16 protein-coding genes are annotated in these 21290 nt (G+C 49.7%); 15 read left to right on the top strand and 1 reads right to left on the bottom strand.

From position 1 onward, the window contains the following. Positions 1–95 precede the first annotated feature (95 nt). Both BMW43_RS05640 and BMW43_RS05635 read left to right on the top strand, forming a co-directional pair. Positions 96–1447, top strand: a protein-coding gene (locus BMW43_RS05640; RefSeq protein WP_091744644.1) for an IS1182 family transposase whose coding sequence is annotated in 2 segments (ribosomal slippage) — positions 96–666 and positions 666–1447 — 1353 coding nt in all. Because the reading frame shifts where the segments join, the coding sequence is not laid out codon by codon here. A 295-nt stretch (positions 1448–1742) separates the two neighbouring features. Continuing rightward, positions 1743–2450, top strand: a complete 708-nt coding sequence (locus BMW43_RS05635) for a hypothetical protein (protein ID WP_091744642.1) — start codon at positions 1743–1745, stop codon at positions 2448–2450. 80 nt (positions 2451–2530) lie between these two features. Here the strand turns inward: BMW43_RS05635 and BMW43_RS05630 are convergent, their stop codons facing one another. Next, entirely contained in the window at positions 2531–3211 is a 681-nt protein-coding gene (locus BMW43_RS05630) for a TerC family protein (protein WP_091744640.1), read from the bottom strand. 339 nt (positions 3212–3550) lie between these two features. Here BMW43_RS05630 and BMW43_RS05625 point away from each other — a divergent pair, with 339 nt between their 5' ends. The 13 genes from BMW43_RS05625 to BMW43_RS05560 all read left to right on the top strand — a co-directional run bounded on the left by BMW43_RS05625 (position 3551) and on the right by BMW43_RS05560 (position 20918). Next, positions 3551–5152 carry an ankyrin repeat domain-containing protein gene (locus BMW43_RS05625; protein WP_091744639.1) on the top strand — a complete coding sequence of 534 codons (1602 nt, stop codon included), beginning with the start codon at positions 3551–3553 and terminating at the stop codon, positions 5150–5152. Positions 5153–5254: 102 nt separating this feature from the next. Continuing rightward, positions 5255–6544 (top strand): TolC family protein, encoded by a 1290-nt coding sequence (locus BMW43_RS05620; protein WP_091744637.1) that lies wholly within the window; start codon positions 5255–5257, stop codon positions 6542–6544. Between the two features lie 369 nt (positions 6545–6913). Beyond that, complete coding sequence (locus BMW43_RS05610) at positions 6914–11218, top strand: translocation/assembly module TamB domain-containing protein (protein ID WP_177173472.1); 4305 nt, start codon at positions 6914–6916, stop codon at positions 11216–11218. 40 nt (positions 11219–11258) lie between these two features. Beyond that, a complete protein-coding gene (locus tag BMW43_RS05605; protein ID WP_091744630.1) occupies positions 11259–11897 on the top strand; it encodes a sigma-70 family RNA polymerase sigma factor in 639 nt (212 codons plus the stop codon). 185 nt (positions 11898–12082) lie between these two features. Beyond that, on the top strand, positions 12083–12661 hold the full coding sequence (locus tag BMW43_RS05600; RefSeq protein WP_091744628.1) for a RodZ family helix-turn-helix domain-containing protein: 579 nt from the start codon (positions 12083–12085) through the stop codon (positions 12659–12661). 70 nt (positions 12662–12731) lie between these two features. Beyond that, positions 12732–14456 carry a BamA/OMP85 family outer membrane protein gene (locus BMW43_RS05595; protein WP_091744626.1) on the top strand — a complete coding sequence of 575 codons (1725 nt, stop codon included), beginning with the start codon at positions 12732–12734 and terminating at the stop codon, positions 14454–14456. Positions 14457–14583: 127 nt separating this feature from the next. After that, positions 14584–15882: a hypothetical protein gene (locus tag BMW43_RS05590; protein WP_245732234.1), complete on the top strand. Its 1299-nt coding sequence runs from the start codon at positions 14584–14586 to the stop codon at positions 15880–15882. 76 nt (positions 15883–15958) lie between these two features. Next, the gene (locus BMW43_RS05585; protein WP_091744624.1) at positions 15959–16435 is read left to right on the top strand and encodes an OmpH/Skp family outer membrane protein; all 477 of its coding nucleotides are present in this window, start codon (positions 15959–15961) and stop codon (positions 16433–16435) included. Between the two features lie 64 nt (positions 16436–16499). Beyond that, complete coding sequence (locus BMW43_RS05580) at positions 16500–17468, top strand: hypothetical protein (RefSeq protein WP_091744622.1); 969 nt, start codon at positions 16500–16502, stop codon at positions 17466–17468. 243 nt (positions 17469–17711) lie between these two features. Beyond that, on the top strand, positions 17712–18131 hold the full coding sequence (locus tag BMW43_RS05575) for an OmpH/Skp family outer membrane protein (RefSeq protein ID WP_091744620.1): 420 nt from the start codon (positions 17712–17714) through the stop codon (positions 18129–18131). A gap of 24 nt (positions 18132–18155) precedes the next feature. Continuing rightward, on the top strand, positions 18156–19172 hold the full coding sequence (gene lpxD / locus BMW43_RS05570; protein WP_091744618.1) for a UDP-3-O-(3-hydroxymyristoyl)glucosamine N-acyltransferase: 1017 nt from the start codon (positions 18156–18158) through the stop codon (positions 19170–19172). Between the two features lie 157 nt (positions 19173–19329). After that, positions 19330–19947, top strand: coding sequence for a YjbH domain-containing protein (locus tag BMW43_RS05565; RefSeq protein WP_091744616.1), 618 nt, complete (start codon positions 19330–19332; stop codon positions 19945–19947). A 107-nt stretch (positions 19948–20054) separates the two neighbouring features. Continuing rightward, on the top strand, positions 20055–20918 hold the full coding sequence (locus tag BMW43_RS05560; protein WP_091744614.1) for a lysophospholipid acyltransferase family protein: 864 nt from the start codon (positions 20055–20057) through the stop codon (positions 20916–20918). Positions 20919–21290: the final 372 nt, after the last annotated feature.

The raw sequence follows: 21290 nt of genomic DNA, 5'->3' as shown, positions 1-21290 counted from the left end.
TCAGCTTGTTGAAAAAGTATAATTATGAAAATGGTTTTTGAAGGTCCATGTAGAAATAATCTATATGGACCTAATTTTATTAGGAGGGTAACGATATGCTAAAAGAACGAGCACCCCAACAAATGAAATTTGAATGGGTTTGTATCGACCAATTAGTTCCTGAGGACCATCTTCTCAGGAAGATAGAAAAATACATAGACTTTTCATTTATATATGAGAAGACCAAACCCTACTACTGCCAGGACAATGGCCGTCCACCTGTAAACCCCGTGATACTCTTTAAGATGATTTTTATAGGGTACCTATATGGTATTCGTTCTGAGCGACAGCTCGAAAAAGAGATTCAGGCAAACAACGCTTACCGCTGGTTCTTAGGGCTAGGCCTGACTGATCCTGTCCCTGACCATACCACGATAAGTGTGAACCGACACTCTCGTTTTAAAGGCACCACTATCTTTCAGGAAATCTTTGATGAAATCGTCGAGCAGGCTATGCGCCATCGCATGGTGGGTGGGCGTGTTCTCTTCTCTGATTCTACCCATCTTAAGGCAAACGCCAATAAGAAGAAATGGGAAAAACAAATGGTCTTTCCCTCCACTCAGGCCTATTTAGAGCAACTAGGCTCGGCAATCAACCAAGATCGCGAAGAACATGGAAAAAAGCCCTAGATATTAGAGAGGAAGTGGTTGAGGAAAGGGAAGTAAAAATAAACAAAACTGATCCGGAAAGTGGTTATATGTATCGAACGGGTAAACCGGAAGGGTTCTTTTATTTAGACCATCGTACAGTCGATTTTAAATATAACATCATCACCGATGTTCATATCACCGCCGGAAACGTACACGATGCTTCTCCTTACATCGAAAGACTTGAACGACAAACTGAAAGGTTCAAATTTGCAGTAGAAGCGGTAGCACTTGATGCCGGTTATCTAACAGCATCTATCTGCAAGGAGCTGCAAGCTAAAAAAATATTTGCTGTAATTGGCAACAGACGGTTTCAGTCAACCAAAGGACTATTTCCTAAGTGGAAATTCACTTTTGATAAAGCAAATGCAAAGTATGTTTGCCCTAACGGACAAGACTTAGTCTATCGGACTACTAACCGCGAAGGCTACCAAGAATACCATTGTGACCCCAAGATATGCAAGAGCTGTCCTATGCTAGAAAGTTGCACCCGCTCTAAGACCCATAAAAAGATTATCACGCGACATGTGTGGGAAGAGTCTAAAGAATGGGTTAGACAAAACCGACTTACAAAGTCGGGGAAGATGCTATATAAGAAGAGAAGTCAAACCATTGAGCGAAGCTTTGCAGATGCTAAAGAACTGCACGGTCTTCGCTATTGTCGGTTTAGGGGTAGGGAGCACGTACAAGAGCAGGCGCTACTAACGGCTGCTTGTCAAAACATGAAGAAGATTGCCAATCACCTCGCAAGACTAGCGTAGGGGGTCAGCAATCTTTTTTATTGTCTATTATTACGTTTTTTCAATATTTTCTTTGTTACATAGAAAACCCATGGCTCTCGGTTTCTAAAAAGCCATGGGTTCTTCGACAGCCTGAGAAAAATACAGCTAATAAATAGCTGTATTTTTTTTGTGACTATTTTCGATAAAAGTTTTCAAAAAATTATTGGCCAATGGAATATTCGTTTAATTTTCAAAGTGTATTCCAATAGAGTACCGCGACAATAAAACAGGAAGCAACTTACAGCGACCACTATCAGTAAAGGAGAGTGAAATAATGTCAATTTCTTCTATTAGTAACAACTGGATGTATTATCCCCATCATAGCCGGAAAAATAGTTCGACAAACAGTACTACGGACACTACCGCAACAGACGATAGCCAGGCGCAAAGCGCCACTAGCAGTACTGATTTGGATGACACTTCGATTCAAGACTTGTTCAGTGGTATGATGAGTCAGGGCCTGCTGCCTGTCAGCAGCAGCGACGATGACGGAACCGATGAGACCAGCAGCGATATGGCTATGGCCATGATGATGCCACCGCCGCCGCCATCGATGGACAACCTTACGTCGACAACCAGTGACGAGGATGCTATCAGTGCTTTTCTGGACAGGGTGCAAAGCGGTACGGCTACGGGAACCGATGTAAGCGGTATCCAGGGTGTCCTGGCGCAATCGGGCAGCCAGACCGGGGTTGCGCAAACAACATCTGACAGCACCGATGCGACTGACAGTACACTGACCTTGCAGTCCTTTCTGGAAAAGGTAAAAAACGGCACGGTAACCGATTCCGATTTGAGCGCATTGCAGGCCTTGCTGAATACAGCTCAGGGGCAGTCGGGCATGATGCCGCCTCCACCACCGCCGGAGCAGGCGGACAGCAACTCGGTAAGTGGCGTTAGCCAAAGTCAACTGGTCAGCGCCATTCAGTCGTATGAAAATACCGGGACAGTGTATGGTGACAGTTCCTCCTGGAGCAGTTAGCATTAAAAACAATATGCCAAGAGGGAAGCTGCAGTGGTACAGGTGACGCAGCTTCCCTCTTGGCATATTGTCATGGAATGTTAACGGACTGCACGGTGTTTTTGAACATAGCCGACCACCAACACCAGCACTACCAGAGTGATGTGGAGAAGAGTCTGATAATTGGCCGTGAAAGCGTGCAGTGCCGGATCGGTCGCGATCATTTCCGAAGCGGCATAGCCCAGAATGCCGGCACCGGCATACACGATAATGGGAAATCTGTCCATTAAATGGCTCAGTACCTGGGCGCCGAACATGACCAGGGGAATGCTGGCCAGCAGACCGAGCACAATGAGCAGGTATTTGCCTTCCGGCACGGTATTGGCTACACCGGCCAAGGCCAATACATTGTCCAGACTCATAATGACGTCGGCCAGGACAATCATTTTGATAGCTTCCCGCAGACAGGCGGCCTTGTGGCAGGTTACTTCGGACTCGTCCTTGTCCAGCAGTTTGATGGCAATCCAGATGAGTGCCAATCCGCCGGCAAACCGGAGATAGGGGATATCCAGCAGGGAGGCGGCCGTGAAGGTAAGTACAATGCGCAGTCCTACGGCGGCGGCGCTACCCCAGCGAATAGCCAGTTTCCGTTCGTTAGGTGGCAGATTTTTGCTGGCAAGGGCAATGACTACGGCGTTGTCGCCGCTTAATACCAAATCAATCAGCATGATGCCGCCGAATCCTAATAGCCATTCGAGCGAAAAAGAGGGTAAGAAATCCATTGCTATATCGCCTCCCAAAAAATAAAGACCCTGCCTCATTCGTGAGTCAAGGTCTGGCTTGCAAAAGAAAATTGCCAGCATAGCCGGGATTTAAAAAATCCGTGTTTGACGACATATGCTGTAAGGCTACTCCCCTTGGTATTTATAGTCCTATGGTATCATAGGGCAAAACAGATTGTCAATCGGACCGGGGATAACCTAGAGGGGGACGGCTTGTAAAAATTCCTGGTAATTTCCCGAAAAAGACAGGAAATTTTGTAGAAAAATAGAATAATATAGCAAGCTTATTTTGTTTATTTTGTATTTATATTTAAATTTTCAAGTAATGGAGAGAATGCCATGCCTTCTTCCAATGATATGATGACACCGGAGGAAATAGAAGCATTGATGGCTTCTATGAATACGGAGGCAAGTGCGCCTCAAGCACCGCCAGCGCCGGAAAGCCCCGATCCTGCGGCAGAAGGGCCGATGAGCCAGGATGAGATTGAGGCTTTTTTAGCTAAGCTGAATGAGCCGAAGCAGGAAGAAATTCCGTCAGTACCGGAAAGCGGCAAAGACCGTTCTGATTCTCCCCTGCCTGATTCAGCGCCGCCCGTGACCACTCCAGTGCCTGAGCCGGCGGTGGAGGACAAACCGGCAAAAGTTGGCCTGGGTGCTAAGCTAACGGCTTGGGCTGGTAAGCTGGCCGGGAGTTTCTCCTATAGCAGGCTGCCTTTTTTTAACCGGAGGAAGATGGACGGGAATGCTCCGGCTGTGACCGAGGCTGTCGCGGAGGGCTTGACGGAGAAGCAAGAGGCAGAAGCGTTGAGCGAGGCTATGCCGGGCAGCTTTTCTCAGCGGCATGCCATGACGATTGCCGCCAGTGTGATGCTGGTGATTGTGCTCTGTGTAGGCACTTTCATCGGTTTCAGTATGTATAAAAACCACGGTCAGGCTGAGGCCAGTCCGGAAAACCAGCTGTCCGGGCTGGGAGTCGAACTGTCGCCGGCTGAACTGGTCAAGTACGCCGGGCGCGGCAATCAAAAGATTGTTAACCTGTTTTTGTCGGCCGGGATGGATGTGGATGCCCAGCGGGAAAGTGACGGCTTTACTCCCTTAATGGCGGCGGCGGCGTTTGGCCGTCTGGAGATGGTGCAAATGCTGCTGGAACAGGGTGCTAATGTGAATAAAAAGAATTTTGATGAAAGCACGGCATTGATGCTAGCCGTTAAATACAATCAGCCGGCGGTGGTCGCGGCGCTGCTGCAAACCGGCGCCAAGCCTAACGGCCGGGATTTGTACGGCAATACGATGGTTTCCCTGGCCTTAACTTATAAAAATCCGCAGATTATCGATGCTCTGACCAGGGCGGGAACTAAAGGGCTGACTGAGGAACTGGAGAAAATGCGCAATGCCGATAAAAAACAGCCCGGCGCCGCGACTGCCGGTCAGGCGGAAAAAACGCCGGCTACCGAAGTTAATCCCGATTTTCTGCTGGCCGACGGCAGGGTCGGTTATGTTCAGATCGGCCGGTCGGTGGAAAGCCTGTACCGTCATTATGACCGCAGCCTGGTAACCTTCGAGGCTGAAAACCGGGATGGCATTCCTTATCCGGTGGTTAAGCTTTTTGTACCGGAAAAGAAAGCGCCGGCTATGGTCTTAAGTGTTTCGGTCAGCCGCCAGGGACAGCAGCAAACGATTGACGGTATCCGGGTATATGATGAGCGGTTTAAAACGGAAGACGGCATCGGTATTGGTTCCACTTTGGGTGATATGAAAAAGGCGGGTACTTTGCAGGGGGTCAAACAGATCGATCAGTCGCTGTATGCCGTCTCCAAGGAAGCCCATCTGTTGTTTGAACTGGAAGTCGCCATGGCCAATCTGCCGGTGGAATGGCTGCGGTCAGGAGAGGTGGACAGCCTGCCGTCGTCGATGAAAATCCGGGGGATTTTGCTGCAATAGAAGCCTGCTGACTGTAATTGACACTTGGCTCATTTTACCATATAATAAAATGAGTTGACTATATAGTCAGCGTAAGTGATACAGATGTTAGGAGGAAAGGGTATGCCTGGAAAATACCGATGGAAAAAACACTTGGCAGCTATGCTGGCCGGAGGTTTTTTATTGTTAAACACGGCGGCTGTACTGGCGGCGCCGATGGAGTTATCGTTGGAAGACAGTATCGCCTTAGCGCTCAAGAATAACGATTCAATAAAAATAGCCAATTCAAGTAGGGAAAATGCCCGTTGGCAGGTAAAGGAAAAAGAAGCGGGAAAATCGATCAGCGGGACCTTAACGCACACCGCTAGTAAGTACGATTACGATTATAAGACTACATCCGAAGGCAAAAACTTTAGCAACGACTTGTCGGTTAGCTGGAATGTATATACCGGCGGCCAAGTAGAAAGTGGCATCAAGCAGGCGCGTTTGGGACTGACTTCAGCCGATCTAGCAGTTGACGCCGCCCGGCAGCAAGTGAAGTATAATGCGGCAAGCAAGTATTTTACCGTATTGCAGACCCGTAACCTGGTGCAGGTGGACAAGGAATCGGTGGAAAATCTGACGGCCCATTTGCAGAATGTGCAGGCCCAGTTTGAGGTGGGAACAGTGGCTAAGACCGACGTGCTTCGTTCCCAGGTGGAGCTGGCCAATGCACAGCAGTCGCTGATCAAAGCGGAGAATAACTACCAACTGGCTGTGTCCAATTTAAATAATGTCATGGGCCAGCCCTTAAGCACCGAATTGCAGATTAAACAGGAACTGGGCTATGAGCCCTATGCCTTGAGCATGGACGATTGCATTGCCTATTCATTGCAGCAACGTCCCGAACTGGCACAGGCGAAACTGAGTGAAGAAATCAACAAGGAAGCTGTGAAGTACGCTCAAGCGGGTTATCGTCCCACTATTACGGTAAGCGCTGGAACCGATTTAAGTGATCCTACTTTTCCGGGAGATAATCATAAGGACTGGTATGCTATCGCAAAAGCGAGCTGGAATATCTTTGATGCCGGTGCTACCAAGGCCAGCGTGAAGCAAGCTGAGGCCACTCTGGAAGAAAGCGGCCACACGCTAAATCAGACCAAAGACAGTGTTCAACTGGAAGTTCGTCAGGCTTACCTTAACATGAAGGAAGCGGAAAAACGGATTGATACCAGCAAGGTAGCGGTTGATCAGGCGCAGGAAGACTTCAAGATTGCCCAGGTGCGTTATACGGCCGGTGTGGGAACTAACCTGGACGTTATGGATGCCCAGGTAGCGCTGACTGAAGCCAAGACCAACTATATCCAGGCTTTGTATGATTACAACACCAGCAAGGCTGATCTGGAACGGGCCATGGGTGTGCCGGTCCAATAACTGGAAAAATACATAATCTGTCGCAGCCAACTGCGGCAGCAAGAGGAATGCCAGCCGGCAGACTTTACGCGGCTGGCATTTTTTATACCGGGACAGTATGGACAAGGGTTTTCTGGCTTGGGCGTATTTTAAACTATTCGAAACGTCTCTACAATTTCGTACTTTGTTAAAATTTCTTGAAATAAAGGCCATTAGTCCTGCAAAATTATCCATGTATTTAGGTTACGCAGAGTACAAGTATTCTGCGCTGGTTACAATAGAAAAAAATGTGGCAGATTATTCCGGCTTGGTAACAGAGGAAGATATTACAGCCATGTCGAAGAACAAAAAATAAGTATGCTTTAAAGAAGCGGCATGGCAGGTGACAGGATGAAAAAAGAGATAGTACTGTTGGCAGTGGTTGTGGCAATAGCCGCTGCCGGTATCTGGTGCATGAATAAAAGCTATAGTGTGATGGCGTCCCTGTCGCCAACATTGGCACAGGAATTATCGAATGCTTTGGGAGTGCCGGTGGAGGTCGGGGAGTTGAAAGTTAACTCTTTCCATTCGGTCACTGTCCGCAATATGGCTGTTTATGATAAAGACCGGGCGTTGGTTGCCAGCAGTCCGGCGGTGACGGTAGATTTTAGTCTATGGGCTGTTTTGCAGGGAAAATCGGCAGCAGCGGCGATTGACCGCCTTACGGTGCGGGAGCCGGTGATGCAGCTTGACCGCCGGCCGGCCGGTGGCTGGAATATCGAAGACTTATGGCAGCAACAAGCCAGCAGTGAGCAGGCGTTTTACGGAATTGTGGAAATTATCAATGGTTCTGCCGCTATCCGGGCCGCAGGACAAAGCTGGGCTATGACGGATATCCAGGGGGAGTTTGATTTTTCCGTCAAGCCGGGTATTGCGCTTAAAGGAACAGCGCTGTACGGTGGCAAGCCGGTCAAGGCACAAGGCGTAGTACAGAGCAGCAGTGGCCAGTCGCTGACTGTTTGGGCGGAAGAGCTTACGCTGGCTGATTTTACCGCTTTGTTTCCGGCGGAAAGCGCTCTAAAACCGGTGGAAGGACGGCTGCGGCAGGTTACGGTCAATTGGCAGCAGAGCAAAGGCGATAGCCGACTGGCCGGTGAAGCCGAACTGGTGCAGGCCGGACTGGATATGGAACAGGTCTCGGTACGGAATATCAACGGCCACATAGCGTTTACCGATAAAGCCGTATATCTTTTTGATACGGCGGTGAAGGTCTGGCAACAGCCGCTGACCTTGCGCGGCAAAATCACTTTTGCCGGGCAGGAGCCGGTGGTTGATCTGACGGTCGCTTCGCCTGGTTTTGATCCGTCGGTACTGCCGGTGGAATTGCCGCTGCAGGGCACGGTGGCTTTTTCGGCTGCTGTCTCGGGACGGTTGGATAATCCTGCGGTAAAGGGTCAATTTTCCCTGCCCCAGGGAACAGTAAGCGGTGTGCCTGTCAGTAACGGCAAAGCTTCGCTGCGTTTGTCTGACAAGCTGGTAACCCTGGAGGATGTACAAGCCGATCTTTGGGAAGGGCATGTAGCGCTTCAAGGCGTGTTTGATTCGGCACGGATGGCTTACTATCTGCAACTTACAGGCAGTCATATTAATACCCAGGCGGTACCGGTGGGAACAGCGGGCCTGTCAGGCTATGCTGATGTATCAGCCCTGATTGACGGACAGGGGGCTATCGGTGATGCAAGTATTGGCGGTACGGTGCATATGGCTTCCGGCGCGGCCGCCGGTGTTTCCTTCACCGGTTTGGAAGCAGGTTTCTTTCACCGAAATGGCATTGTAAACCTCGACTATTTACAGGGCCAAATTGGGCAGGGAACGGTAACGGCCAGTGGTACGGTGCCTTTAACCGGCGAGCCAATACGGTTGACTGTTTATGGCCGGGAACTGCCATTGGCGTCTTTAGCCGGGGTAGTGGATAAACTGCCTTTGGCGGGAACAGCCAATCTTCATGGCAGTGTGGATGGTACTTTGACGCAGCCTCATTTTTCCTGTGAGTTTACAGCCACCGACGGACAGGTCTTACAGCAGCCTTTTGCCAAGGCTCAGGGACAACTGGAGGCAACGCCGGAACTGCTTCGCCTGAACCGGGTGGTTTTGTCCCATGGGGCAGGCAGTCATGAAATCAATGGCAGCCTTGGACTTAGCGGTGACCGGCCGGTGAATTTGCATATTTTGTCTCACCAGGTGCGGGCGGAAAATCTGGTTGATTGGCTACTGCCCGGTGAGAAATTAACCGGTAATGTGGATAATGAGGTTTGGGTAACCGGACCGCTCTCAAACTATAATCTGGAAGGAATACTGCACCTGACGGAAGGCAGCTTCCGTGGGCAGCTGATTGCCCGGGCGGAAGGCCGCTATCAACGAAAACAGGGTGTGACCACGATCCAGGATTTTATGATTGATTCGCTGAATACGAAAATCAGTGTAACCGGTACGGTCAGTGCCGATGACCGTTTAGATTTTGCCGTCGTGGCTAAAGACATTGATTTGGGGAAACTTCATGTGAATTTCCCTTACCCGGTCAGTGGTCAGGCAAATTTTGCGGGCAAACTGACAGGTACGGTAGACCAGCCTCTGTTTGACGGTGATCTGGCGGCAGAGCGGCTTAGCTTTAACGGACAGAATCTGTCGGCAGTGTCTGCCAACCTTACTTTCCACAATAATCAGCTGGAAGTAGCTTATTTAAAGTTTTTACAGGATAAAGGAAGCTTTACTTTCCGCGGTGGAATCGACATTGCCTCCAATGAGGTATATGGCAGCCTGGATGTGGTCAACGGCAATCTTGCTTCCCTGTTGCCGGTGCTGAATGTGCCTGCTCAGGAAGTGGAAGGGCTGCTCAATGGCACCATCCGGATGAGCGGCGTGCTGCCGGAACCGAATTTCTGGCTTAGTGGCAATATGATCAGCGGTAAAATAAAAAAATATCCCTTGGAAAATATTTCGATCGATGCCTCGCTGGTCAACCATGTTCTTACCGTCAATACCTTTACGGCTCAGCAGGGAACAGGCATTTTAGCAATTCGTGGTACGGCCGATTTTAACGGGGCCATCCAGATGGAAGTTGGCGGCAGGGATATTGATGCCGGCCTTCTGGCCGTCCTGGCCGACAGTCCGGTGGACGTGAAAGGGAATTTGGGCTTTGCGGCGCAGCTTTCCGGCCAGACTAAGCAGCCCCATGCCGACATGTCACTGGAAATTGCCCAGGGCAGTGTGGGAAATGCCTCGTTTGATTCATTGTACGGTTTGTTTAGGTTTGATGACGGCAAGATCAATGTGAATCAATTGCTGTTGAGCAAGGGGCCTTACCGGGCCAGCGCCTACGGCACTGTGCCGCTTGCCGCACTTGACACGTCCCGGCGGCAGCAGACGGAGAACGGCGAACAGATGGATCTTAAGCTCCGGCTGGATGAAGCCGATTTGAGCATTCTGCCGTTTTTAAGTAAGGAAATTTCCTGGGCCCAGGGGCCTACCCAAGGAGAGCTGGCGCTTGGCGGTACGCTGGACCGGCCAAGGATTAACGGGCACGTCTCAGTCAAAAACGGTACTGTGAAATTAGCCATGTTAAACGATCCCATCCAGAATGTAGGGGTTGATATTCAGTTTCAAAATGATAAAATTAATGTAAATACCTTTGAAGGCCAAATGGGCAGTGGTTCTTATCAGGTGACCGGCTCAGCTCGGTTGCAAGGATTTTCCCTGGCTGATTACGATTTGACTGCCGCGCTGAATAATCCGTTCATTACCAGTAAATATTTCAGAGGCCCGGTAAACGGAAATCTATCGCTGAAAAGTGATCGGGGCCGGCCGGTTTTGGCCGGGCGGTTGCGGCTGGAGAATGATACCATTGATATTCCTCTGGTTCCTGACCTGCAGTCTTCTGACCTCAATCTTGGTTTGGATCTGGAAGTATCGGCCGGCAACAAGGTAAGGCTCTATAATCCCTATTTGTACGATATCCAGGTCGGTGGCCGGGTGAATTTTGCCGGCACGACACAGCGTCCGGATGTTTCAGGCCGCTTCTTTGCCAAGCGGGGAACGGTCAGTTATCTGCGGACTCAATTTACGATCAAGGAAGCGGTGGCTGAATTCAGTCAGTTTGGCTCGTTTGAGCCGGTCCTCCGGCTGAGTGCCGAGACCAAGCTGCAAAGAACCAAAGTGACACTGGGCATCAATGGCCCGGTTAGCGAAATGAACTTTACCCTGGAATCCGATCCGGAGATGAGTCAGCAGGAATTATTGTCATTGTTAACTTTGCGCAGCCGCTACTATAGCGAGGATAATAAAGAAAGCGGCCTGGGTAAGGATGAGTTGATGAGTGTGCTCGATGCCGGACTGCAATTGCGGTTTGTCAGTGAAGTGGAAAATATTTTCCAGAATGCTTTAGGGCTCGATGAATTTCATGTGATTCGCGACACCTTTACGGACGGGGATGCTGACTCTTCTGCTGCCAGCGGTTCAATAGGACAACGCGAGGGATATAATCTGGAAGTAAGCAAATATTTGACAGACCGTTTTATGGTTACGTATAATATGGGCATTGACCATAATAGCTACAAATGGGATTTTCGCTACGATCTTACCCGCCGGATCAGCATAACCGGCGGCACCGATGATGAAAAAGATCATAGACTGGGTATAGAGGCCAGATACCGGTTTTAATTAATCTGGCGTATATTGAGAGAAGGCGGGCTGATTTGGCATGACCATCGCGCATTATCTGGCTGAATTGAAGAAGATTACCCTGCTGACGAGAGAAGAGGAAACTTTGCTGTGGCAGCAGTATAAGGAAACGGGCGATTTGGAAAGCCGCCGCCGGCTGATTGAAAATTACCAGCCTCTGGTCTTTAAAGCGGCGGCCCGGTTCCGGACGGATCATCCGGCCATTATGGACATGATTCAGGAGGGTACGGTGGGGCTGATTGAGGCGGTAGAAAGCTATCAGTATACCCGTGGCGTCGCTTTCAGCCTGTATGCTAAATACCGCATTCAGGGAAGGATTATGAATTACCTGGAGCGGGAGGGAAAGAAGAACTGGACTTATATCGACAGTCCGGTGGAAGGCGAGGAAAGCGGTACTCTGGGCGAATATCTGGTGGATACCGCACCGGCGGTTTCCCAGCAGGCCGAGCACAATTACTTGCTGGATCAGGTCCGGCAGGCCATGCAGCGCCTGCCGGCCAAGGAACAATTGGTACTGAGCGGGGTGTTTCTGGAAGAGCAGGAACCGAAAGAGTTGGCGGAAACTTTGGATATGAGTATTTCCCATATTTATCGGCTGCAGAAGCAAGGTATTCGCCGGATTCGCGGCATGCTGTCCAAGTTTATGCAGAATTGGTGAAGTGAGCCGGCTGTGCCGACGGTTAGAACCCGGTTAAACAGGTGAATTACGGCTGAAACTGTAAGATAATGCGAGAAAATAACGAGAAATATTGAAATTTTAGTTAGATTCGGCGATTTTTGGATGACCAAAATCTGGCCTCTTCTCATGACTATAGGATTGTGGTTATAATAGGAGTGGTGAAAATGGCTGATTTTAAAAAGCATATGGTTGAGCGTTTGCAATCGGCCCGCCATTGGCTATTACGGGCTGAGGAATCCTTTGACAAGGAGCGGGATATACGGGGGGAACTTGATTTGCTGCTGGCGCAGGCCGAATTGCAGCATGTTAAGGAAGAGCACCGCTCCCGGCAGTGGCGTTATAAATATCCGCTGCTGCGTCATGGATTGGCTATTTGTTTAGCTCTGACGGCAGGTGTTATTGGCACAGGCGGTGTGTATTGGTGGCAGAATCAGGCTGCGCAGTCTGTTCCCGTGCCGGCGGTTATCCGTCAGGGGGCCGGAAGAACGGAGTTGACGGCTCAGTCCGGCATTTCCAAGGCTGCAGCACATCCCCAGACCAACATTGCTGAAGAGCCGGCGCCGCCGGAAATCTCGTCCCAGACGGCTGAAGAGCCAGCCAAAACTCAACAGATTATTCCACCGGTTGCTAAATCTCATGCGGAGCCCCGCCCGGCTGCACCTGAAAAACAGGAACAGACCATATCACCGGATGAAATGCAAAAATTGGTCCGGGTGGCGGGAAAATCGCTGCGGGGCCAATAGTTTGCCAACAGCGGTTGTTATCCGTATGAAGTACTTTAGGGTACTGGAAAACTAGATAAGGAGGTCATTCATGGAAAAGCTGCGACGCTATGGACAGCTACTGGTAGCTGCCGTTTTTGGGCTGAGTATGGTTTTTTCTGCTGTGATTCCTGCATATGCTGCCGATATAACCGGTAAAACGGTTACGGCTGTTGCTGTTAGCGGCAATGCCACCATCCCGGAAGACACGGTGATGGCGGCTGTCAAGGTAAAGCCGGGTAGTACGTTGACCCCGGATGCTGTCAAACAGGATATGCAGGCAATTTACGAACTAGGTTACTTTTTTGATGTGGTAGCTAATTTTACGGAAGTGCCTGAAGGCGTCAAGGTAGTATACACCGTTATGGAAAACCCTGTATTGACCGATATTGTCGTGCAGGGCAATACCAAAGTATCGACCGAAAAAATTACGGATATACTGAAACTGGAAAAAGGAAAAATCCTGAATACTAAGACGCTGAATGAAAATGCCAGAGGCATTGAACAGTATTATCATGATCAAGGTTATATTCTGGCTAAGGTCAGTGATGTGTCGATGAGTCCTGGCGGAGTGTTGACCGTTTCCATTAATGAAGGCATGCTGGAAGACATCCAGGTAAAAGGAAACGACAAGACTAAGGACTATGTTATAACCCGTGAAATGAAACTGAAAACGGGACAACCTTTTAATGTAAAGGATGCCCGCCGCAGTATGCAGAAAGTGTACAACCTGGGTTATTTTGAAGACGTTAACATGAAACTGAACCCGGGTAAAGAACCCAATGCCGTGGTGCTGGAAACCGATGTGGTGGAACAAAAGACCGGTACCTTTACCATCGGCGGTGGTTACAGTGAGAATGACGGGTTAATCGGTATTATTGAACTGGGGGACAATAACTTCCGGGGAACCGGTGACAAAGCCAAAATCCACTGGGAGTTTGGCGGCGATACCAACAATAAGAACTACAGCATTGGGTATACTAAGCCTTGGCTGGACAGCAAGGAAACTTCGGCCAGCTTTAACTTTTATGATATGACCAATGAGTATACCGATTATCAGAATGGCAAGTCATTTTCGACTTACGACCGGAACCGCAAGGGATGGGATGTTACGTTGGGCCGGCCGCAAAATGAGTATATGAAAAATTTCATTACCTTTAAAAGCCGGGACGACAAATATGTGGAACATGTGTCAGGTACAGATGTAAGTAATGATACAGAATATTTACAGGATAATTTCGGCTTGACCCACAGTGTCACCTTATCAAGAGTATATGATTCCCGTGATAATGTGTTCAATCCGACTGAAGGTAGCTACTATTCCTTATCGGCAGAATTTGCTGGCCGTTTTATGGGCGGCGAGTTCAATTTCAATAAATATACGGCAGAAAGCCGCAAATATTACAAGGTTGGTAAGGACCAGGTTGTTGCAGTGCGGGCGGAAGCAGGCTATGCCGACGGCAAAATGCCGCAAAGCGGCAAGTTTAATGTCGGTGGCAGCGACAGCCTGCGCGGCTATGACGATGACCAGTTTGAAGGCGATAAGATGCTGCTGGGTTCGGTGGAATACCGTTTCCCGATAGCCAAAAAGGTACAGGGTGTTGTCTTTAGTGATATCGGCAACGCCTGGGAAGGCGAAGGCTATAAGTTGAACGACCTGAAGGGCAGTGTCGGTGTCGGTGTGCGGGTCAATACGCCGCTGGGACCGGTTCGCCTGGATCTGGCTAAGGGTTCGGAGGGCGCTAAAACTCACTTTAGTTTTGGCGGTCAGTTCTAACTGGATAGAGGACAAGCTTCTCGACAGAGAACGATTGTTCAGGCAAGAGTCAGGTGCAGGCCTGACTCTTGCACTATTCATTGATGAGAAAAAATGTTAAACCGTTGCACCTGGAGGTGTACCTGCTATGAACAAGAAGCCTTTGCGCTGTTGCCTGAGGCTGTGCTTGCTGCTTATATTCTGTTTGTTGCCTACGGTGGCGGGCGCGGCTGAGGCTACGGTGGTAGATTCTATTACTGTTGTCATTGTTCCCGCTCCGGGAGCGGCTAAACCGCCTGTTTTGGTGGCAAAGCGGATGGCGGCCAGTGTCAATACGGTAGGAGAGCATGTGCTGCTGGGTCATAAGGTGGCAGATATTGCTGCTAATGAGGCGGCTTATGAAAAAATCATACAGGAAGTATTTGACCGGGTGCTCATTGGTTATGAAATCTATCAGGTACAAATTGAGCCGGGCAATAACAGTACCATTACGCTGGAAGTGGCTCCCTGGGGAGATACGGTGGAAAAGGTTGACTGGGAATATGACTATGGCGGCCTTTCGCCGGAGATGGTTGCTTTGCTTAAAAAAGACCTGGGGAATCTGGAGGAAAAAGCTGACAATGTTTTACTGGGATTGCCGGTGGACGCTGTTGATTGGGCGGGAGCAGTAACTAAAACGCTGATTCGCGATATATTCGATGAACAGTTGCCGGAATTTCGGCCCAGCATGGATATTGTACCGGGACAGCATACCATGATCCGGGTGTCAGTGGTACCTATGGGGAAAACCATTCAAAACACTACGGTTTCTCTGCGTTCGGAGACCATTCCCAATTTGCTGTTGTTCCAAATGCGTCCTGCGGTGGATGCGTTAAGTAGGCAGTTAAGAGGATTGCCGGTAGCTTTCGTTGAGCGGCATAACACTTATTTTACCGGTGCTTTGGCGACAACGGCCGTTTCGCCCGAGACGATCAGGAAATACGGCTTAACGGTAAACCCGGTCATCAATGCTGGTCAGGACACCGATGTACTATTGCAGGTGGAAACCAGCCGTTATAAATTGTGGCTGGAAGGTTATCTGGATTTTGGCCGGCAGGAGAATAATACTTCGGCTAAGCTGCATATCGGCAAGTACCTGGACAATCGCAATGAAGCCTTTTTTGAAGCCGGCTTTGTACCCGGTACGGTATCCTGGGAGCTGGAACCGGGCTGGGGTCACCGGTTTACCGCTAGTACAACAGCCGGATTTAAGTATGAACTGACTCATGGCAAAAATATTCTTTGGCTCCGGCAGCATTTGAGTCCGTCGTGGGATATGCGCCTGGAGCATACGGTGAAGGATCACCACAATGAACTGGGGATTCGTTATAAGCTGCATGAGTTTGCGAGCCTGGAATATGTTGTTGATGAAAACGATCATTGGCTGCGGCTAGTTGGTAATTTGTAGGTTGAACAAGCCGAAGCTCCTTGTTATAATAGAAAAGGACAAAATTGATGCCGTACGGCAAGAGAGAAGGGTTACAATGTTGAAACTGGAAAAGAAACAGGTAAAACTGGTTACAGTGGCCATTGCATTATTTTTTGTGTTGGGAATCGTGGGTCTGGCTTTATCGCAGAGCCATTTATCCTACGCGGCAGGTGCAAGCAGTCAGTCGAATATCGGTGTGATTAACGAACAGATGGTCATTTCCCAGCATCCGGACATTGCCAAAGTGCAGGAAACCATGAATGCGGAAATTGACCAAGCCAAAAAAGATTTTGATGCCAAAACGGCAAGCATGAACGACCAGGAAAAACAGCAGTACTATTCGCAGACTTCGCAACGCTTGAGCTTAAAACAGCAGGAACTGATGGCGCCGGTACTGGATAAAGTCAGAAGCGCTATTCAGGAAGTGGCGGCGGCTAAAGGTTTGACCGTGGTATTGGATAAAAGTAATGTTGTCTATGGCGGCCAGGATATTACCGATGAGGTATTGAAAAAAATCGGCGCCAGCAAATAAATAAGGCTTACTGAACCGAGCAGGTAATCCAGCTCGGTTCTTCACTAGAAAGGGGGGAGCCGGAATGAATCGAAAGGTACCGATTTTTTTACTCTTTTTAGTTACCGCAGTTCTTGTTACCGGTTGCAGTTCCCGGTCTTCCCAACAAAATACAACGCCTCCTCCCGCCGCGCCAACAGTCGGTGTTATCGATATGCGGCAGGCGGTGCAGGCCCATCCGAAATACAGCGAGCATGAGCCGCTGCAAAAGGCTATCACTACGCTGGAAGCCCAGCTGGCCGCAGCCCAGACCGGTGCCGCTGCAACCCCGTCAGGTAATCTCTCACCGTCCGGCAGTTATGGCGATCAGGTGATGTCTGGCGTACAGGCTACTCTGGAACAAGAATTTCGGGCAAAAATGACGACCAAGCAAAATGAGCTTACTCAGCGTCTGGAAAAAAAAGCGGCAGAGCTTAAGGCCGGAATAGCCGAGGAATTAAAGGCCTATACGGCCGAAGTGGAGCCAAACTATCAGCCCCAAATTTTTAATTTGCAACTGAAAATGAAAACGGTACAGTTAAGCAAAGAAGAAATAGACAGCCTAAGTAAGCAAATGGAGGCCCTGCAAAAAGAACGGGATGAAAAAATTGCGGCTAAAGATAAGGAACTGGCCGACCAACTGACAGAACAGATGAAACAGGAGCAGGCCGGTGCCAACACAGAGCTCAATCAATACGCTGAGCAGCTCCGGAAAGAACAGGCGGCACAGGCAGTGGCCAAACAGCAGGAAGCGGCCGCCCGCATCCCAAGTACAAGCGCTTCTCTCAGCATGCCGTCCGGTGGTGACCCGCAACGGGTAGAGTTGGAGCGGCAATTGGCAGCTAAACAGCAGGAACTAAGAAACTTGGAAGATACCATTGTCGAAGCGGTAAGGGATAAGGCGGCTCAAATTGCAACAGCCAAAGGGTTAAGCGCCGTTTTGACCAATGTAAATACGAATATCAGTGCGGTGGATATTACGTCCGACGTAATTGCCGAGTTTAAGAAGCCATAGGGCGGTATATACTATGTCTTAAAGAAATAGCCAGTGTTCCGCCAACTTTGAGACTGCAAATTAAATTTGCGAGGATTTTTTCGTAAGGCAAGGCGGAGGAGGCGTACCTAGCGGACATAGGTAAGCCGACGACAACGAAGCTTTACGGAAAAAGGTCCGTGAAGAAATTGTAGGTTCAGAGCTGGTGGAGCACTAACTAGGTTTGTTTCTTAACGCTATGCACTTAAGGATGGAGGAAACAGGATGAAACGTACGATGAAAACTTTGCTGCTGCTGGTTGCAGTGGTGGCTGCGGCCTTGCTGTTTAGCGGCTGCAGCTCAACCCAGAATGTCGGAGTGCTGGATGTCAACAAGGTGATGACCGACAGCCCGAAAGTAAAGCAGTTCCAGGACCAGCTCAATACCAAGGGCAAGGAACTGAGTGACCAACTGGAAAAAGATAAACCGAACATTTCAGCGGAGGAGTTTCAAAAACGCCAGGAAGCGGCCTATAATGAATTTCTGAAAATGAAACAGGATATGGAAGGCCAGATCGACACTAGCATCAAGCAAACACTGGAGCAAGTGGCTAAGGATAAAAAAATGAGTATTGTTCTTTATAAAAACGGGGTGGCCCAAGGCGGTACGGATATCACCGATGAAGTGATCAGTAAACTGCAATAGTGCCCGGGGAGGCTTTTGGTTGAAATGAAGTTACGCGAAATTGCTGAGTTAGTCGGTGGTAGCGTTGTGGGAGACGAAACTGTCGAAATACGAGGAGTTACCAATATTGAAGAGGCCGGCAACGGTGACATTACCTTTGCTGTGCCACCTCATCTGGAAAAAGCGGCAGCTTCCCAAGCTGCTGCCGTTATCATCCCTTCTGATATTCATGAATTTGCCAAATCGGCTGTCCGGGTGGATAATCCCCGCATGGCTTTTGCCAAACTGTTGGAACACTTTACACCACCTGTGGCAGTAGAGCGGGGAGTTCACCCTACGGCCGTCATCGGGAACCGGGTTACCTTAGGACAAAATGTCGCCATTATGGCTCATACTGTGCTGGCTGATGATGTGGTAATCGGTGATAACACGGTGATTTATCCCCATTCCTATATTGGTGCCGGTGTGGTGATTGGCAGTAATACGCTGATTTACTCTAATGTATCGGTCCGGGAGGGCTGCCAGATCGGCAGCCGGGTTATCCTGCAGAACGGCGCAGTCATCGGCAGTGACGGTTTTGGTTTTGTGACTGTCCAGGGTCGTCATCATAAAGTGCCTCAGGTAGGGAATGTCATTATTGAGGACGATGTGGAGGTTGGCGCCAATACGGCGATTGACCGCGCCACTACCAGCAGTACCGTTGTGAAACGGGGAACGAAAATTGATAATCTGGTTCATTTAGGCCATAATGTAGTAATTGGGGAAAATTGCTTTGTTGTGGCATTAACCGGCATCTCTGGCAGCACCAAGGTAGGCAATCAGGTTACTTTTGCCGGGCAGGTAGGTAGCACCGGTCATATTACCATTGGCGACAACTGTGTATTTGCCGCACGGGCAGGCATCATTGGCGATGTGGCACCCAACTCGTTTTATGCCGGTTTCCCGGCCAGGCCGCACAAGGAATGGCTGCGCTCCGAAGCCTATATTAATAAATTGCCCAATTTGGTCAAAAAGGTAAAGGAACTGGAGAAAAGGGTGGCGGAGCTGTCCCCGAAGGAATAACGGATAAGACTTTAAAAGGTATTAGTAAGGCAAAGGCGGTTAGGTAACTCCTGACCGCCTTTGTGTTGGTTGGCACTTGTTTCCGGCAGGATTTCCGACAGAATATGCTGAATATGAATACAGAACCAATGTCTTTGAAAGTAGGGGGATTTTATCAATGCGAAGGCTGCTTTATTTCTTATTGCCGCTGCTAACTTGTATCAGTTCCGTTCAGGCGGCTCCTTCGCTGGCTGGTTCCACCGGTATGATTGACAATCCGTCGGCTGATGTGCTGCGCGAGGGACAAGTATCGGCCGGCTATTATCATGTCGTCGAAGGAAATCAATTTTCCTTTACTGCTCATGTAGCGCCACAGACCGAAGTGGGGGCCGTTATCTTCCGTGACCGGGACAGTGAGCGTATCGGACTAAACGCCAAGTTCTCCCTGCAGCAGGAGCGGGTGAATACGCCGGCTGTAGCGATCGGTGTCGAAGGTCTCACTGGCTACCGGGATACTTCCTGGTATGCAGTAGCCAGCAAAAGCTTGCCCTTTGGTATTCGTTTGCACGCCGGTATAGGAAACGGCCGGTTTAACGGCGTGTTTGGCGGCGTGGAAAAGCAATTAAATTCTTTAAGTGTGCTGCCGGGAAAATACTTGCCCACGGCATCGCTTATGGCCGAATTTGACGGCCGGCAAATGAATTATGGACTCCGTTTTGCCGTAGCCCCCGGTGTTAAACTAGACGGTGGCTGGCGGAAGCACGGAAGCTATTTTGGCATTAGTTATACGTACTGATGGTAAGTGCATTTTATTCGATGGCTAAGTCGCCGGATAATTCCGACTAAGCTTCGGGCAGTGTCACCCCCGCAGTCAGTCTCCCTTTATGTCTGGAGGAATCCTTGATGATCTATCAGCTTGTGAAATTATGTAGCCGTTTGTTGTGCTTGCTGCCTGTCAGACTGCAACGCAGTGCCGGTAATTTGCTAGGAGCCGCCTGCTGGCCCCTGGTGCCGCCTAAACGGCGCCGTATGGCCATTGACAATATTATGCGGAGTTTGGCGGTAGACAGACCGACGGCGCAGAAAATTGCCAAAACCAGCGCGACCCGCTTTGGGAGAATGTTTACCGAAGTACTTTGCCTGCCCGAGCTTAGGGCGGATAATATTGGCTGCCGCGTGGAGCTTAACGGGAAGGAGCATTTGGAAGAGGCTTTATCCTATGGGCACGGGGCGGTGATAGCCACGGCTCATGCCGGCAATTGGGAACTGTTAGGAGCGTCATTGGCAATGCACGGCTTTCCGTTGATCGCTGTGGCGCAAAAGCAGACCAACGAACAAATGGACCGCTTTATCAACGAATACCGGACCATGGCGGGCATGCATGTAACTTATAAGACCGGCGTCCGGGAGATGATCAGGATGCTAGGGCAGGGTAAAATTATCGGTTTGTTAATGGACCAGCATGCCGGACGGGACGGGGTGTGGGTGGATTTTTTCGGCCGTCGGGCCTCCACGGCGACAGGCGCCGCCGCTCTCGCCCGGATGAAAGGAGCGCCGATTGTACCGGCCTTTATTACCGAGAAGCCGGACGGAACGCATACCGTGCTGCTGCATCCTATTGTGTGGCCCGATAAGACCGAGGTTAAGGACGAGGATATCCGCCAAACCACCCAGCGTCTGACGACTATTATCGAAGCCCACATCCGCCAATACCCGCAGGAATGGTTCTGGCTACACAACCGCTGGAAACACTCCCCGGATCAATAAGGGCTAAAAGAACCACTGTTCTTTGGGTTAGTGTACTTTGTCCTAGCTATATGGCACTTTTCCTTCTGAAAGAGGGTGCTTCAACAATAAATATTACCAAGATTGCGGGAGCTGCCGAAATAGTAATATTAGGGTAGCTCCATTCTTTTTCCGGCGTTCCCCCGTCGGCCTTTTCCGGGAATATACGTTCCGTAGGATGAAAAATGGCAGGCTTACGTTAAGAAATCCGTTTGTTTGAGCGAAGCGAGTTTACGGATTTTAGTAAGCCTGCCATTTTTCAAGTATGTTGGAGGACAGGCCTAGCCTTTTTGGTCCTTTTGTGGCAATGACAAAAGGACAACAGCCGTAAAGTACTTACTATACTTTAAGTCG

It is taken from the genome of Propionispora vibrioides, assembly GCF_900110485.1.
In the GTDB taxonomy this organism is placed as follows: Bacteria; Bacillota; Negativicutes; order Propionisporales; family Propionisporaceae; genus Propionispora; species Propionispora vibrioides.
This window is presented reverse-complemented; position numbering and strand designations above follow the sequence as displayed.

Bases quoted from the DNA above. Each gene is read 5' to 3' on its own strand.
- BMW43_RS05635 (WP_091744642.1), top strand. From the start codon at position 1,743: ATGTCAATTTCTTCTATTAGTAACAACTGGATGTATTATCCCCATCAT.
- BMW43_RS05630 (WP_091744640.1), bottom strand. From the start codon at position 3,211: ATGGATTTCTTACCCTCTTTTTCGCTCGAATGGCTATTAGGATTCGGC.
- BMW43_RS05625 (WP_091744639.1), top strand. From the start codon at position 3,551: ATGCCTTCTTCCAATGATATGATGACACCGGAGGAAATAGAAGCATTG.
- BMW43_RS05620 (WP_091744637.1), top strand. From the start codon at position 5,255: ATGCCTGGAAAATACCGATGGAAAAAACACTTGGCAGCTATGCTGGCC.
- BMW43_RS05610 (WP_177173472.1), top strand. From the start codon at position 6,914: ATGAAAAAAGAGATAGTACTGTTGGCAGTGGTTGTGGCAATAGCCGCT.
- BMW43_RS05605 (WP_091744630.1), top strand. From the start codon at position 11,259: ATGACCATCGCGCATTATCTGGCTGAATTGAAGAAGATTACCCTGCTG.
- BMW43_RS05600 (WP_091744628.1), top strand. From the start codon at position 12,083: ATGGCTGATTTTAAAAAGCATATGGTTGAGCGTTTGCAATCGGCCCGC.
- BMW43_RS05595 (WP_091744626.1), top strand. From the start codon at position 12,732: ATGGAAAAGCTGCGACGCTATGGACAGCTACTGGTAGCTGCCGTTTTT.
- BMW43_RS05590 (WP_245732234.1), top strand. From the start codon at position 14,584: ATGAACAAGAAGCCTTTGCGCTGTTGCCTGAGGCTGTGCTTGCTGCTT.
- BMW43_RS05585 (WP_091744624.1), top strand. From the start codon at position 15,959: ATGTTGAAACTGGAAAAGAAACAGGTAAAACTGGTTACAGTGGCCATT.
- BMW43_RS05580 (WP_091744622.1), top strand. From the start codon at position 16,500: ATGAATCGAAAGGTACCGATTTTTTTACTCTTTTTAGTTACCGCAGTT.
- BMW43_RS05575 (WP_091744620.1), top strand. From the start codon at position 17,712: ATGAAACGTACGATGAAAACTTTGCTGCTGCTGGTTGCAGTGGTGGCT.
- lpxD (WP_091744618.1), top strand. From the start codon at position 18,156: ATGAAGTTACGCGAAATTGCTGAGTTAGTCGGTGGTAGCGTTGTGGGA.
- BMW43_RS05565 (WP_091744616.1), top strand. From the start codon at position 19,330: ATGCGAAGGCTGCTTTATTTCTTATTGCCGCTGCTAACTTGTATCAGT.
- BMW43_RS05560 (WP_091744614.1), top strand. From the start codon at position 20,055: ATGATCTATCAGCTTGTGAAATTATGTAGCCGTTTGTTGTGCTTGCTG.